The organism is Butyrivibrio sp. XPD2002 (assembly GCF_000423945.1).
Taxonomy (GTDB): domain Bacteria; phylum Bacillota; class Clostridia; order Lachnospirales; family Lachnospiraceae; genus Butyrivibrio.
In genome coordinates this window covers 166,863-180,311 of sequence record NZ_AUIY01000011.1, presented here as the reverse complement: position 1 = coordinate 180,311, position 13,449 = coordinate 166,863, and the positions used below count along the sequence as shown (strand labels likewise).

At 43.3% G+C, this 13,449-nt stretch carries 14 protein-coding genes and 1 tRNA gene; 13 read left to right on the top strand and 2 right to left on the bottom strand.

Annotated features, from left to right (window positions below):
* The first annotated feature begins 8 nt into the window (after positions 1 to 8).
* Positions 9 to 1,211, top strand: a complete 1,203-nt coding sequence (gene thiI / locus G587_RS0107025; protein WP_026491661.1) for a tRNA uracil 4-sulfurtransferase ThiI — start codon at positions 9 to 11, stop codon at positions 1,209 to 1,211.
* A 144-nt stretch (positions 1,212 to 1,355) separates the two neighbouring features.
* Here the strand turns inward: thiI and G587_RS0107020 are convergent, their stop codons facing one another.
* The gene (locus G587_RS0107020; protein ID WP_022760362.1) at positions 1,356 to 1,586 is read right to left on the bottom strand and encodes an HPr family phosphocarrier protein; all 231 of its coding nucleotides are present in this window, start codon (positions 1,584 to 1,586) and stop codon (positions 1,356 to 1,358) included.
* An 88-nt stretch (positions 1,587 to 1,674) separates the two neighbouring features.
* Here G587_RS0107020 and mtaB point away from each other — a divergent pair, with 88 nt between their 5' ends.
* The 12 genes from mtaB to G587_RS0106960 all read left to right on the top strand — a co-directional run bounded on the left by mtaB (position 1,675) and on the right by G587_RS0106960 (position 11,710).
* Positions 1,675 to 3,024 (top strand): tRNA (N(6)-L-threonylcarbamoyladenosine(37)-C(2))-methylthiotransferase MtaB, encoded by a 1,350-nt coding sequence (gene mtaB, locus G587_RS0107015; protein WP_026491660.1) that lies wholly within the window; start codon positions 1,675 to 1,677, stop codon positions 3,022 to 3,024.
* A 50-nt stretch (positions 3,025 to 3,074) separates the two neighbouring features.
* Positions 3,075 to 3,350 carry an IreB family regulatory phosphoprotein gene (locus G587_RS0107010; RefSeq protein WP_026491659.1) on the top strand — a complete coding sequence of 92 codons (276 nt, stop codon included), beginning with the start codon at positions 3,075 to 3,077 and terminating at the stop codon, positions 3,348 to 3,350.
* Positions 3,350 to 3,787, top strand: coding sequence for a Holliday junction resolvase RuvX (gene ruvX, locus G587_RS0107005; RefSeq protein WP_026491658.1), 438 nt, complete (start codon positions 3,350 to 3,352; stop codon positions 3,785 to 3,787). The genes G587_RS0107010 and ruvX overlap by 1 nt, the downstream gene beginning before the upstream one ends.
* A complete protein-coding gene (locus tag G587_RS0107000) occupies positions 3,787 to 4,047 on the top strand; it encodes a DUF1292 domain-containing protein (RefSeq protein ID WP_026491657.1) in 261 nt (86 codons plus the stop codon). Before ruvX ends, G587_RS0107000 begins: the two co-directional genes overlap by 1 nt.
* 15 nt (positions 4,048 to 4,062) lie before the next feature.
* On the top strand, positions 4,063 to 4,521 hold the full coding sequence (locus tag G587_RS0106995; protein WP_026491656.1) for a Fur family transcriptional regulator: 459 nt from the start codon (positions 4,063 to 4,065) through the stop codon (positions 4,519 to 4,521).
* Positions 4,518 to 6,200 (top strand): ribonuclease J, encoded by a 1,683-nt coding sequence (locus tag G587_RS0106990; protein WP_026491655.1) that lies wholly within the window; start codon positions 4,518 to 4,520, stop codon positions 6,198 to 6,200. Before G587_RS0106995 ends, G587_RS0106990 begins: the two co-directional genes overlap by 4 nt.
* Positions 6,201 to 6,217: 17 nt before the next feature.
* Complete coding sequence (locus G587_RS0106985; protein WP_026491654.1) at positions 6,218 to 6,613, top strand: endolytic transglycosylase MltG; 396 nt, start codon at positions 6,218 to 6,220, stop codon at positions 6,611 to 6,613.
* Positions 6,610 to 7,251 (top strand): O-methyltransferase, encoded by a 642-nt coding sequence (locus G587_RS0106980; protein WP_026491653.1) that lies wholly within the window; start codon positions 6,610 to 6,612, stop codon positions 7,249 to 7,251. The genes G587_RS0106985 and G587_RS0106980 overlap by 4 nt, the downstream gene beginning before the upstream one ends.
* A gap of 13 nt (positions 7,252 to 7,264) precedes the next feature.
* Positions 7,265 to 8,521, top strand: a complete 1,257-nt coding sequence (locus tag G587_RS21725; RefSeq protein ID WP_035786013.1) for a peptidase U32 family protein — start codon at positions 7,265 to 7,267, stop codon at positions 8,519 to 8,521.
* Between the two features lie 108 nt (positions 8,522 to 8,629).
* Positions 8,630 to 10,741 (top strand): glutamine synthetase III family protein, encoded by a 2,112-nt coding sequence (locus G587_RS0106970; protein ID WP_026491652.1) that lies wholly within the window; start codon positions 8,630 to 8,632, stop codon positions 10,739 to 10,741.
* A gap of 142 nt (positions 10,742 to 10,883) precedes the next feature.
* Positions 10,884 to 10,956 (top strand) — tRNA-Gln (locus G587_RS0106965).
* Between the two features lie 118 nt (positions 10,957 to 11,074).
* A complete protein-coding gene (locus tag G587_RS0106960; RefSeq protein ID WP_026491651.1) occupies positions 11,075 to 11,710 on the top strand; it encodes a CPBP family intramembrane glutamic endopeptidase in 636 nt (211 codons plus the stop codon).
* Between the two features lie 57 nt (positions 11,711 to 11,767).
* On the opposite strand, the gene G587_RS0106955 is transcribed toward G587_RS0106960, so the two are convergent.
* The gene (locus G587_RS0106955; protein WP_026491650.1) at positions 11,768 to 13,447 is read right to left on the bottom strand and encodes a GGDEF domain-containing phosphodiesterase; all 1,680 of its coding nucleotides are present in this window, start codon (positions 13,445 to 13,447) and stop codon (positions 11,768 to 11,770) included.
* Positions 13,448 to 13,449: the final 2 nt, after the last annotated feature.

The following is a 13,449-nucleotide window of genomic DNA, read 5'->3' as shown; positions in this document are numbered from 1 at the left end:
GAGAAGTTATGCAATACCATGCATTTATTATTAAATATGCAGAGATAGGAATTAAGGGTAAGAACAGATACCTTTTTGAAGAGGCACTGGTAAGACAGATGGAGCGTGTGCTCGCAAAGTGCGAGGGCGAATTTAGTATTTTCCGTGTTTCAGGAAGAATATACTTAAATGCCAAGGGCTTTGATTTTGATGAGACCGTAGCAGCACTTCAGACTGTATTCGGTATCACCGGTATCTGCCCTGCTGTATGCATAGAAAGAGATGGCGACGGTAAGCTTCCCGATATTAACGGCCTGTCACAGGAGGTAATCAAATTCCTGGACGGAGTTTATCCGGACAAGAACAAAACCTTCAAGATCAAGTGCAGACGTGTTGATAAGACTTATCCTCTTGATTCCATGGAGGCTGCTGCTGAGATCGGAGCGCAGGTTCTCGATGCGTTCCCTGAGATGAAGGTTGATGTGAGAGATCCCCAGATTCTTGTAAGCGTAGAGATCCGTGAGAAGGTTAATATTTATTCTGAGATTATTCCCGGTCCCGGAGGAATGCCGATCGGTACAAGCGGTAAGGCATGTCTTCTTTTGTCAGGTGGTATTGACTCACCTGTTGCGGGATACATGATCGCTAAGCGCGGTGCTGAAATAGAGGCAGTTTATTTTAATGCTCCGCCATACACAAGTGAGAGAGCTAAGCAGAAGGTTGTAGATCTTGCCAAGGTTATCGCTAAGTATACAGGTAAGATCAGACTTCATGTAATCAACTTTACAGATATTCAGATGTACATCTACAAGCAGTGTCCTCACGATGAGCTTACTATCATCATGCGCAGATATATGATGAGAATTGCAGACATGATCGCTGCTGAGAACAAGTGCATGGGCCTTATTACCGGTGAGAGTATCGGTCAGGTTGCTTCACAGACCATGGAGAGCCTTATGGCAACCAATGAAGTAGTAACAGATATGCCTGTTTACAGACCGCTCATTGCGTTTGATAAGCAGGATATTGTGGATATCTCTCTGAAAATTGATGCCTATGAGACTTCAATTCTTCCTTACGAGGACTGCTGCACAATCTTTGTGGCCAAGCACCCTGTAACAAAGCCTCGCCTTGAAGTTATCAGATCACACGAGCACCGTCTCGATGAGAAGATAGATGAACTGGTGAAGACTGCTCTTGAGACAGATGAGATAATTACGCTTGAAGCATAACCCCTCATCCGGCACTTCGTGCCACCTTCCCCCCAGGGGGAAGACCTGGATTTTAAGGAAATCTGTCCTTTGGCAGAGGTTGTGCTAAAAAAACCTGCGACCAGGTCGCAGGTTTCAGTAGTTTTCTTGAATTTAGATCTAAGATTAGATCATGTAAGGCTTTAAGATTGAAAGCACTTCGTCGGCGCCGTCTTCAGCATGGATGTTAAGGTCGATCGGCTTTGAAAGATCGAGTGAGAAAATACCCATGATAGACTTTGCGTCTATTACGTATCTACCAGATACAAGGTCGAAATCATAATCGAACTTTGTAATATCGTTTACAAAGGATTTTACCTTATCGATAGAGTTTAAAGAAATTTTTACGGTTTTCATTGCGCAAATACCTCCTTCTTTTCTTCATAATAAACGGAAGGACGTTAAAAGTCAATGTTATATACGTCAAAAATAACGGAGGTTTAATATGAAAAGTGTCGCCCTACATAGTCTCGGATGCAAGGTAAACAGGTACGAGACAGATGTCATGGGACAAAAGTTACAAGAATGTGGATATAAGATTGTGTCATTTGATGAAATGGCAGATATTTACATAATAAATACCTGTTCAGTTACCTCTATTGCAGACCACAAAAGCAGACAGATGCTGCATCGTGCAAAGAGAAAAAATCCTGATTCGGTGGTAGTGGCCTGTGGCTGTTATGTTGAGACCGACAAAGAGGGAGTTAAGCTGGATGACAGCATAGACCTGATCGTCGGAAACAACAAAAAGGCTGAGATAGTAAGTATTCTTGAGGAGTATTTCAGGGAGAAGGAAGAGGAGTCAGGCCAGGCAGCAGACAAAATACTTGGAGGACTCAGCGTTACAAAGATCAACGATCCTGAGCAGAGATATGAACGCATGGAGCTTGCCAGCATGCCCGGACATACAAGGGCATATATCAAGATCCAGGATGGCTGCAATCAGTTTTGCACATATTGCATAATCCCTTATGCCAGAGGAAGAATCAGAAGCAGAGATGAGGAGGATATCCTGGATGAGGTTAAAAAGCTCGCAAAGGATGGCTGTAAGGAGATAGTTCTTACGGGAATTCACATCAGTTCCTATGGTGTTGATAAGGGTGAATCAGCTCTTTTACCGCTTCTTCAAAAGCTTAATGCTATAGATGGAATAGAGAGAATAAGACTAAGCTCCCTTGAACCCAGAATAATAACACAAGAGGTTGCAGAGGGGATGGCGGCTCTTTCCAAGGTTTGTCCTCATTTCCACCTCTCTCTTCAGAGCGGAAGCAATGACACTTTAAAGAGGATGAACAGACATTATTCTGCGGAGGAATACATGGATAGCGTAAGGCTCCTAAGGGAAGCCTACGAGGCACCTGCAATAACAACAGACATTATAGTAGGATTCCCCGGTGAAACGGAGGAGACCTTCGAAGAGAGCAGGAAGTTTGCTGAGGATATAAATTTTTACGAGATGCATGTTTTCAAGTATTCTCCGAGAAAGGGCACAGTTGCTGCCAAGATGGAGGATCAGCTTACTGACAGGGAAAAGACAGCAAGAAGCAATGTGCTTCTCACAATGACTAAAGAGCAGTCAAAGAAGTATCGCGAAGGCTTCATCGGCAAGACAGAGAAGATCCTCTGGGAGGACGTTGAAGAGATAGGCGGTAAGAGGTACATGATCGGCCTTACCACCAGATATGTGAGGGTGGCTGTACCCAAGGAGCAGGCAGAGGCACTTAATATAACGTCCGGAAGCATTACTACACACACGTTTAAGAGTTTCTTAAGAGACGATACATTGCTTATTTAAGCGTAATGCGGTATTATTTTTTTAAGTAATCATTTAGCGAGGATAGCAATATGGCAGATAATAATCTTGGCAATACACAATTTTTTAAAGTAGAGGTTGATCCTGAGACAGGTGTCAAGAAGGTCCTTTCAATCGTATATGAAGCACTTCTTGAGAAGGGATATAACCCTGTAAACCAGATTGTGGGTTATATTATGTCCGGAGATCCTACATATATTACCAGCCACATGGGTGCCAGAAGCCTTATTATGAAGGTTGAGCGCGATGAGCTGGTTGAAGAGATGCTCACAGAGTATATAAAAAATAATAACTGGTCCAGAAAATAATGAGAATTATGGGTTTGGATTACGGATCTAAGACAGTCGGAGTTGCCATCAGCGATGAACTTCTTTTGACAGCTCAGGCTAAAGAGATTATCCGTAGAAAAGAAGAGAACAAACTTCGAAAAACACTAGCTCGTATTGAAGAGCTGATTCAGGAGTACGGTGTGGAACTCATAGTATTGGGGCTTCCGCTGAACATGGATCAGTCTGAGTCGGTGCGTTCTGCTCTCTCTGAGGAGTTTAGGGATAAGCTTGAGAGAAGGACGTCTATTCCTGTAATCATGTGGGACGAACGCCTTACAACAGTTGAGGCTGATGCCATAATGGACGAAGTAGGTATTAAGAAGTCAGATCGCAAGGAATATGTGGATATGATTGCTGCACAGATTATTTTGCAGGACTATCTTGATAACCGCGAAACGGAAAAGGAAAGTAAATAATGGAAAAAATAACATTCCGTCCTGAGGGTGAAGAACCCGTGGACTTTTTTGTGTTGGAACAGACAGTGATTGGTGCGAAATCATATATCCTCGTGACAGATACAGAGGATGGTGACGGAGAGGCCCTCATACTTCGCGATGATTCAGAGGAAGGCGAAGCAGAGGCTAATTATACTATTGTTGATGATGACAAAGAGCTTGAAGCAGTTGCTGCACTTTTCAGAAAGCTGCTTGAAGAGGATGATATAGGTTTGGATTAACCGGGGGTATGATCCATGGGAACGGTTTCTACCGATGAATTCAAGGCATTACTAAAAGAAAAGGGTCTTAAGGTTACAAACCAGAGACTCATCATGTTGGAAATACTTGGCAGGAATCCCGGGAAACATCTGACTGCTGAGGATATTTATAATTTGGTAAAGACAGAGCATCCTGAAATTGGATTGGCTACTGTTTATAGAACTATACAAGTACTAATGGAGTTACATCTTATAGATCGGGTGAACTTTGATGATGGAGTAGAACGCTACGAGCTTGCTCATGATGCGAGGGACGGTGGCGCACACCACCATCATCATTTGATATGCGTTAAATGTGGGAAGGTCTTGGAATTTGAGGAGGACATGCTTGAAGGTCTGGAACTCAAAATCGCCGAGAAGACCGGATTTAAAGTTACTGATCATGAGGTTAAACTCTACGGATATTGCAACGAATGTGGAGGAAAAACTGATTGAATAAAAAGAAAACTAATAATTCTGCTTCAGGGCTTCAGGTTATACCGCTTGGAGGCCTTGAACAGATTGGTATGAACATTACTGCCTTCAGATATGAGGACAGTATTATTGTGGTGGACTGTGGTCTGTCATTCCCTGATGATGATATGCTGGGAATCGACCTTGTAATACCGGACATCACATATTTGAAGAACAACATAGATAAGGTAAAGGGCTTCGTAATAACTCATGGACATGAGGATCATATCGGAGCGCTTCCCTATGTATTAAAAGAGCTCAACGTTCCTATTTATGCAACAAGACTTACAATGGGAATCATAGAGCACAAGCTTGAAGAGCACGGCCTTTTAAAGAAGGTAAGAAGAAAGGTTGTAAAGTTTGGACAGTCCATTAACCTTGGTGATTTCAGGGTAGAATTCATAAGGACTAACCACTCTATCGTAGATGCTGCAGCTCTTGCTATTTATTCGCCTGCAGGTATCGTTGTGCACACAGGTGACTTCAAGGTTGATTACACACCTGTTTTTGGAGATCCTATCGACCTTCAGAGATTCGGTGAGATTGGTAAAAAGGGAGTCCTTGCACTTATGTGTGACTCCACAAATGCAGAGCGTCCCGGATTTACAGCGTCTGAGCGCACGGTTGGAAAAACCTTTGATTCACTGTTTGAGGAGCACAGCAATTCAAGAATTATTGTTGCTACCTTTGCTTCAAACGTAGACCGTGTTCAGCAGATTATTAATACTGCATACAAATTCGGAAGGAAGGTTGTGGTCGAGGGAAGAAGTATGGTCAATATTATCGATATTGCCCAGAAGCTCGAGTGCATTCAGATTCCGGATAATACACTTGTAGATATAGATCAGCTCAAGAATTACCCTGATAATCAGACTGTTATCATTACAACAGGAAGCCAGGGTGAGAGTATGGCTGCTCTTAGCAGAATGGCCAGCGGACAGCATAAGAAGATAAGCATTCGTCCCGGCGATACCATAATCTTTTCATCTCATCCCATACCGGGTAATGAGAAGGCTGTAACAAACATCATCAACGACCTCCTTGTAAGAGGTGCTGATGTTATTTTCCAGGATGTTCACGTATCAGGACATGCATGCCAGGAGGATATTAAGCTTATTTACACACTGGTTCGTCCTAAGTACTCAATACCTGTTCATGGTGAGTACAAGCATCTGATAGCTCAGAAGAACATCGCTATGGGACTTGGAATGGATAAGGATGATATTTTCATCATCAGATCCGGTGATGTCCTCGAGTTAAAGGAGGACAGCGCGAAGGTAGTGAGCAAGGTTCCTACAGGAGCTATCCTTGTTGATGGTCTTGGAGTAGGAGATGTCGGTAACGTGGTTCTTCGCGACAGGCAGAGACTTGCTGAGGACGGTATAGTTATAGTAGTATTTGGCATTGACAGAGATAATGCACAGCTTGTATCTGGTCCCAGTATCGTATCCAGAGGATTTGTGTATGTTCGCGAATCCGATGAACTTATAGACGATGCAACAGATCTCGTTCTTGATGATGTCAGCGAGGCTCTTGATAAGGGAATCACAGACTGGAATAAGCTTAAGAATATTGTTAAAGAAGGCCTGTCTGATTTCATCTGGAAGAAGACAAAGAGAAGACCCATGATTCTCCCTATTATCATGGATTCTAATTACTAATTAGGGAAAGAGGAGTTATGAACGTAAGGAGTGTAGGCTTAGGTATTGTAGATACAATAGTGAAGATTTTTTTGGTTATTGTGGCTATAATGCTGATCAGCAAATATGCGTCACTTGCATATAGCTATGGATATAACATATACAATCAGCTTCCGGCTTCGCAGTATGACACAAGGACTGTGACTGTTTCAATAACGGACAGCATGTCTGTGGGAGATATTGCAGAGCTTTTGGAAAACAGAGGACTGGTCAAGGATAAGACTCTGTTCTGGATGCAGGAGCGTTTTTCAGAGTATCACGGAATGATCGCTCCGGGCACCTATGAGCTTAGTCCTTCCATGACTCCTGATGAGATAATAGGCATTATGTGCGCTTCCACAATTGAAGCAGACAAAGAGGAGGCTGGAAATTGATCAGTGACGAGAGAATAAGCACCTTTATCAATTCACTTGATCAGGGCAATGAGCCATTTCTGGATGAGCTTGAGAGAAAATCTCTTGCGGATGATGTTCCGATTATAAGGAAGGATACTCAGAGCTTTATAAGATTTCTTCTAAGGCAGAATCATCCGAAGAATATTTTGGAGGTAGGGTGTGCCGTTGGGTTTTCAGCACTTTTAATGGCGACCTACTCGGATCCGGATACGAAGATAACTACAATTGAGAAGTTTGAGAAGCGTATTCCGGTGGCTCATGAAAATTTTGATAAGTACGACGTAAACAAAAAAATCACACTGCTTGAGGGGGACGCGGCAGATATTTTGGCGGGCCTCTCAGGTCAGTATGATTTTATTTTTATGGATGCGGCAAAGGGGCAGTATATCAATTTTCTGCCTGACTGCAAGAGACTTCTTGTAAAGGGAGGACTGCTTTTGTCCGACAATGTGCTCCAGGATGGAGATGTTATGGAGTCACGATTTGCTGTGACCAGAAGAAACCGTACGATCCATGAGAGAATGAGGGAGTATCTGTTTGCAATAAAGCATGACCCTGAGCTTGAAAGTGTTATTTTGAATGTTGGCGACGGAATGGCGATGTCGCTTAAGTTATAAAGGATAGGTAATAATGAGAGAAAGAAGAAAACCTGAGCTGCTTATACCTGCTAGCAGCCTTGAAGTATTAAAAACAGCAGTAATTTTTGGAGCAGATGCCGTGTATATCGGTGGTAACTCCTTTGGGCTTCGCGCCAAGGCAAAGAACTTCAGCCATGATGATATGGCTGAGGGTATTAAGTTTGCACACGAGCATGGCGTTCATGTTCATGTAACGGCTAATATCCTTGCCCACAATGATGATCTTAAGGGAGCAGAGGAATATTTCCATGAGCTCAAGGAGCTTGGTCCTGATGCTCTTATTATTGCTGATCCCGGTATGTTCATGATGGCGAGAAGAATCTGTCCTGAGATAGATATTCATGTATCCACACAGGCTAATAATACAAACTACGAGACCTATAAGTTCTGGGCTGATCTTGGCGCAAAGAGAGTAGTTGCAGCAAGAGAGCTTTCATTAAAGGAGATAAAGGAAATCCGCGAGAATATCCCCGATGATCTTGAGGTTGAGAGCTTTATCCACGGAGCAATGTGCATCAGCTATTCAGGAAGATGCCTGTTATCCAACTACTTTACAGGAAGAGATGCAAACCACGGTGAGTGCACTCATCCCTGCCGTTGGAAGTACGCTGTTGTGGAGGAGACAAGACCCGGAGAGTATCTGCCTGTTTATGAGAATGAGAGAGGATCCTTTATTTTCAATTCCAAGGATCTGTGCATGATAGAGCATATTCCGGAGCTTGTAGATGCAGGTGTTGACAGCTGCAAGATAGAGGGACGCATGAAGACAGCTCTCTATGTAGCTACAGTTGCAAGAACCTATCGTAAGGCAATAGATGACTATTTCGAGTCAGAGGAGAAGTACAGGGAGAATATGCCCTGGTATCTTGATGAGATCTCCAGATGCACCTACAGACAGTTCACAACAGGATTCTATTTTGGTAAGCCTTCTGACGAGGCTCAGATTTATGATGCCAACACTTATGTTAATGAGTACACATATCTTGGTATTGTTGGCGAAGTTACAGAGGACGGTCTTGCCAAGATCGAGCAGAGGAATAAATTCTGCGTTGGCGATACTATAGAGATAATGAAGCCCGACGGAAGAGATATCGAGACAAAGGTTCTTGGTATAATCAACGAGGCCGGAGAAGAGGTCGAGAGCTGTCCTCATCCGAAGGAAGTATTATATATTAAGCTTGATAAGGAAACTGAGAAGTATGACATTTTAAGAGTTCATACAGGCTCATCAGAGAACATATCCTGCTAAGAGAAAATTATTAAATACTCAGACACTATAATTATAGTGTTTGAGTATTTTTGTGTTATGATGTACAATCATTGGCATATTATGAAAAAATTTAAGAATGAGGTGTTTATGAGCGAACAGGTCAAGGTTGAGGAACTATTCGGTAAGAATGTATTTACACTCGAGAGAATGCGTGAGCGTCTCCCTAAGAGTGTGTACAAAGAGGTCATTCAGGTCATGGAAAATGGCGGAGACCTCTCACTTGCATCTGCGGATGCTGTGGCTAATGCCATGAAGAACTGGGCTATGGAGAACGGTGCAACGCACTATACACACTGGTTCCAGCCACTTACCGGAATAACTGCTGAGAAGCACGATGCATTTATTACAAGTGCCCGTGGTGATGGACATATGATGACATCTTTTTCAGGAAAAGATCTCATTAAGGGTGAGCCCGATGCGTCATCCTTCCCGTCAGGCGGTCTTCGTGCAACATTCGAGGCAAGAGGCTATACAGCCTGGGATATCACTTCCCCTGCCTTCCTGAAGGAGACAGGCGCAGGCGTGACTCTTTGCATACCCACCGCATTTTGTTCCTATAACGGAGAGGCTCTTGATAAAAAGACTCCCCTCCTCAGATCCATGGAGGCTGTAAATAAGCAGGCTTTAAGGATTGTTCATCTCTTTGGCAATACCGATGCCAAGAAAGTAAATGTTTCAGTTGGTCCCGAGCAGGAATACTTCCTTGTTGACTGGAAGAAGAGCCTTAAGAGACCTGACCTTATCTTTACAGGAAGAACACTTTTCGGAGCACTTCCGCCCAAGGGTCAGGAGATGGAGGATCACTACTTCGGCGTTATCAGAGAGCGTGTCGGAGAGTACATGAAGGACCTTAACGACGAGCTTTGGAAGCTTGGCGTTCCCGGAAAAACCCAGCACAACGAGGTTGCTCCCGGACAGCACGAGCTTGCACCTATTTACGAGACAGCTAATATTGCTGTAGATCACAACCAGATCATCATGGAGACCATGAAGAGAGTAGCAGAGCACCACAACATGAGATGCCTTCTGCATGAAAAGCCCTTTGCCGGTGTTAATGGCTCAGGTAAGCACGATAACTGGTCTCTTTGCACGGATAATGGAGTTAATCTCCTTGATCCCGGCGATACACCTAATGAAAATATTCAGTTCCTGTTTGTTCTTGCCTGCATAGTGAAGGCTGTTGACAGACATGCTGATATCCTCAGACAGAGCGCATCAGACGTTGGTAACGATCACCGTCTTGGCGCAGATGAGGCACCTCCGGCTATTATCTCTATGTTCCTCGGCGAGCAGCTTGAGGATGTGGTTCACCAGCTTATTGAAACAGGTGAAGCTAAAAGATCAAAGCGCGGCGGAAAGCTTAAGACCGGTGTTTCAACACTTCCTGAATTTGAGAAGGATGCTACAGACAGAAACCGTACATCACCCTTCGCATTTACAGGTAACAAGTTTGAGTTCCGTATGGTAGGTTCTTCTGACTCTATGGCAAGCTCAAATACTGCTCTTAACACAATTGTTGCAGAGGCATTCTGCGAGGCTGCTGACAGACTTGAGAAGGCCGATGATTTTGATATGGAAGTTCACGACATCATTAAGGAATATCTCACAGAGCATGAGAGAGTAATCTTCAATGGTGACGGATATTCTGAGGAGTGGAAGAAGGAAGCTAAGAGAAGAGGTCTTCCCAATATTCCTTCCACAATCGAGGCAGCTGAGGTTCTTACAACCAAGAAGGCAATCGACCTCTTTAAGAAGTTTGGCGTATTTACACATACTGAGCTTGAGGCGCGCCAGGAGATTATTTTTGAGACCTACTCAAAGACAATCAACATCGAAGCTCTTACCATGATCGATATGGCAAGTAAGCAGATCATTCCTGCTGTAATGAAGTATGCAGGAAGACTTGCTACAGACGTTAATCAGGTTACAAGCACAGGAGTTTCAGCAGATGTCATGGTCGGCGAGCTTAAGGAAGTAATGTCACTTCTTGATGACATGAAGAAGGCTCTTGATAAGCTTATTAAGAATGAAGAGAAGGCAAGAACCATTGCAGAGTCAAGAAAGCGCGCATATTTCTGCAAGGATACAGTAGTTCCTTCCATGGAGGCACTCAGAGCTCCTGCTGATAAGCTTGAGATGCTTGTTGATAAGAATGACTGGCCGTTCCCTACATACGCAGATCTTTTGTTTGAAGGCTGAGCTTAGCGAATTTTAGCGAAGAATTCCATTACCCTCATCCACTGGATGAGGGTAATTTTATACAACCAATAAACGAATTAACGATTTTTGAAAAAAGTGCTTGCATTTTATTCTAGATATGCGTATAATTCATTCTTGTCGATGGGCTATCGCCAAGCGGTAAGGCAACGGACTCTGACTCCGTCATTCCGTAGGTTCGAATCCTACTAGCCCAGCTAATAACTCCTCAGAAATATCTCTGAGGAGTTTTTTTATCATAGATAATTATTTTTAAATATAACGGTTGTTGTGCTATAATTGTTTGAATAGATGAATCAAGCTTAGAGGTGCGTTGTGAAATCTCAAATTAAGAATCTTGCGTTCCCAATAGTGTGGGAGTTACTGTTTATAGCATTTTGTATAATAAAGCCTTTTAAGACACTTTATATATTCTTTGTGTTCTATCTGGTTCTTGTTGTTTACTTTAGCAGGGACTTTTCATTTAAAGAGTATTCCTGTAATTTTAAGAGTCTTAAGAAGTTCTGGATTCCTGTTGCTCTTACAGTAGTAGGTGCACAGATAGCCTACATGGTTAAGATGAATCTCATACAGGCCAATTTTATCGGTGTTCTGGATGGTACCTTCGGTATTACCTGGGAGAATAGTTATATCGGTGAATTATTGTATGCGGTAACAATTCTTTTCCTATGTCCTGTATCGGAAGAATTATTTTTCAGAAAAGCTATTATGAATTTTGAATCAGCGACATCAGCGATGCTTACATTTGTTCTTGGACTTGTACTTTGCGGATTCAGCTATGCATATCTTCCGCTGGGAGTTGTGGAGGCTATGGTTCTTTCACTGCCGTATGCTATAGCGTTTTTCTGTACGAGAAACATATATGTTCCGATAACTGTTCATATGCTTTTCATGATGTATCAACACGTTCCTGCAATCGTATACGACGTTGCGAGAATATCACTTAGATAATTAAAACGGGTGCTTTTCGGCACCCGTTTTTTATGGAAAAATTCCTGAATATTATTTTTAATATTTTGATTCAAATTCATTAATAGGTATAGCGTGTGAGAAGTAGTAGCCCTGGAATCTGTCACAGCCAAGAGACTTCAGATATGAGAACTGCTCCTCGGTTTCAATACCCTCTGCAACTACTGTCATTCCAAGCTGCTTAACAAGCTTTACAGCAGCTTCTAATACAATTCTGTTTCTTTCATCCCCGATACCGGCAATGAAGGTTCTGTCAAATTTTACATAATCTGTATGGAGCTCCTTTAGCATATGGAGGGAGAGATTGCCCTCGCCAAAGTTATCAATGGCAATTCTGAAGCCTTCCATCTTGAAGCGATCCAGGATAGCAAGGCGCTGCTCCGTATCCTTCATGAGATCTATTTCGGAAAATTCCAGTATCAGCTGATTGGCATCTATCTGATAGATCTCTACAAGCTCCTTGATCTTCTTTAAGGCGTCCATATAGAACAGATCCTTGGGAGATACGTTTACGGAGATTACAAGGTCGCTATGGGCTGTATCTTGCCATGATTGCAGCTGCTTCATAACGAGCTCCCAGTTCATCGTATCAAGATCAGCGATGTGCTCGGATTTTTCAAGTATGTGGATATATTTTTCGGAGGAGACCACGGTTCCGTCAGGCTTGATCCATCTGGTGAGTGCCTCGCCTCCTGTTACATTCATGTCCCCATCGAAAACCGGCTGCAGATAAATATGAAACTGACCGTCCTCAAGTCTTTCCTTGAAGGAGCTGAGGAACTCATTCTCCATCTCTGTCTGCTTAAGAAGCTTATTAGTATAGAAGGTCAGGATGTTTTCTCTCTGCTCGTGCAGGGTCTTAAGGGCAAGGTCAGCTCTTTCTATCATCAGGCTGACCGGTATATCGGGATCTTCAATTCTGAATACGCCAAGGTGGAAGTACAGGTGATAGTTCTCTGTGTCTATCATCTGCCCAATCTCTTCGAGGGCATCCATGAAAATTCCTTCGTCAAAGCGCTCTTCAGGCATGCAGAGTACGAAGTGATCTGCGTGGGTGCGGCCGTAAATGGTGTCGGAGCCGCATCTTTTCCTTAGCATATCTGCGATGGCCATAAGAACTTCGTTGCCGCGCTGAGTTCCGTAGCGCTCATTGAGAGTGCGGAAATGGCGGATGTCACCTGTTATGAGAATGCGGTCCACATCAGGGTCATCAACAAGAAGACGTCTTACCTCGCGGCATATTCCATCAAGGTTATAGAGTCTTGTGAGAATATCGTGGGTTGCGGTATAGTCTGCTTCAGCAGTACCCTGGGACATCTGACGGCCATCCTGGCCTGCGGATATCTGAGGGGGATTTTCAATTATTTCCCCTTCCTTATCATCTATACTGATGAGCTCCATAACGCAGGAAAAATTATTTCTGTCAGGGAGTATTAGCTTGATCGGGATAGACTGGATGAGGAATCTGTGACCATCATAAACCTCTACCTTGGTCTGACGCTGGCCACTCATGACAGCACGATAACTGCAGCAGTTTGAACATCTTGAGGCTGCGTTCCAAGCTGCATGGCATTCCTTTTCATAGTGAAGATCTCCAGAGGTATCTACTGAAACCTCACGACATTCGACAGGATCAACGAGGCGGACAGTATCGTACATCCGCTTCATGTAATCCAACATATGCTTGAGTTCCTGATATGTATACTCCTCTACATTCATAG

Coding starts and splice junctions, on each gene's coding strand:
- G587_RS21725 (WP_035786013.1), top strand. CDS start 7,265: ATGAGAGAAAGAAGAAAACCTGAGCTGCTTATACCTGCTAGCAGCCTT.
- G587_RS0106985 (WP_026491654.1), top strand. CDS start 6,218: ATGAACGTAAGGAGTGTAGGCTTAGGTATTGTAGATACAATAGTGAAG.
- G587_RS0106955 (WP_026491650.1), bottom strand. CDS start 13,447: ATGAATGTAGAGGAGTATACATATCAGGAACTCAAGCATATGTTGGAT.
- G587_RS0107010 (WP_026491659.1), top strand. CDS start 3,075: ATGGCAGATAATAATCTTGGCAATACACAATTTTTTAAAGTAGAGGTT.
- G587_RS0107000 (WP_026491657.1), top strand. CDS start 3,787: ATGGAAAAAATAACATTCCGTCCTGAGGGTGAAGAACCCGTGGACTTT.
- thiI (WP_026491661.1), top strand. CDS start 9: ATGCAATACCATGCATTTATTATTAAATATGCAGAGATAGGAATTAAG.
- G587_RS0107020 (WP_022760362.1), bottom strand. CDS start 1,586: ATGAAAACCGTAAAAATTTCTTTAAACTCTATCGATAAGGTAAAATCC.
- G587_RS0106970 (WP_026491652.1), top strand. CDS start 8,630: ATGAGCGAACAGGTCAAGGTTGAGGAACTATTCGGTAAGAATGTATTT.
- ruvX (WP_026491658.1), top strand. CDS start 3,350: ATGAGAATTATGGGTTTGGATTACGGATCTAAGACAGTCGGAGTTGCC.
- G587_RS0106995 (WP_026491656.1), top strand. CDS start 4,063: ATGGGAACGGTTTCTACCGATGAATTCAAGGCATTACTAAAAGAAAAG.
- mtaB (WP_026491660.1), top strand. CDS start 1,675: ATGAAAAGTGTCGCCCTACATAGTCTCGGATGCAAGGTAAACAGGTAC.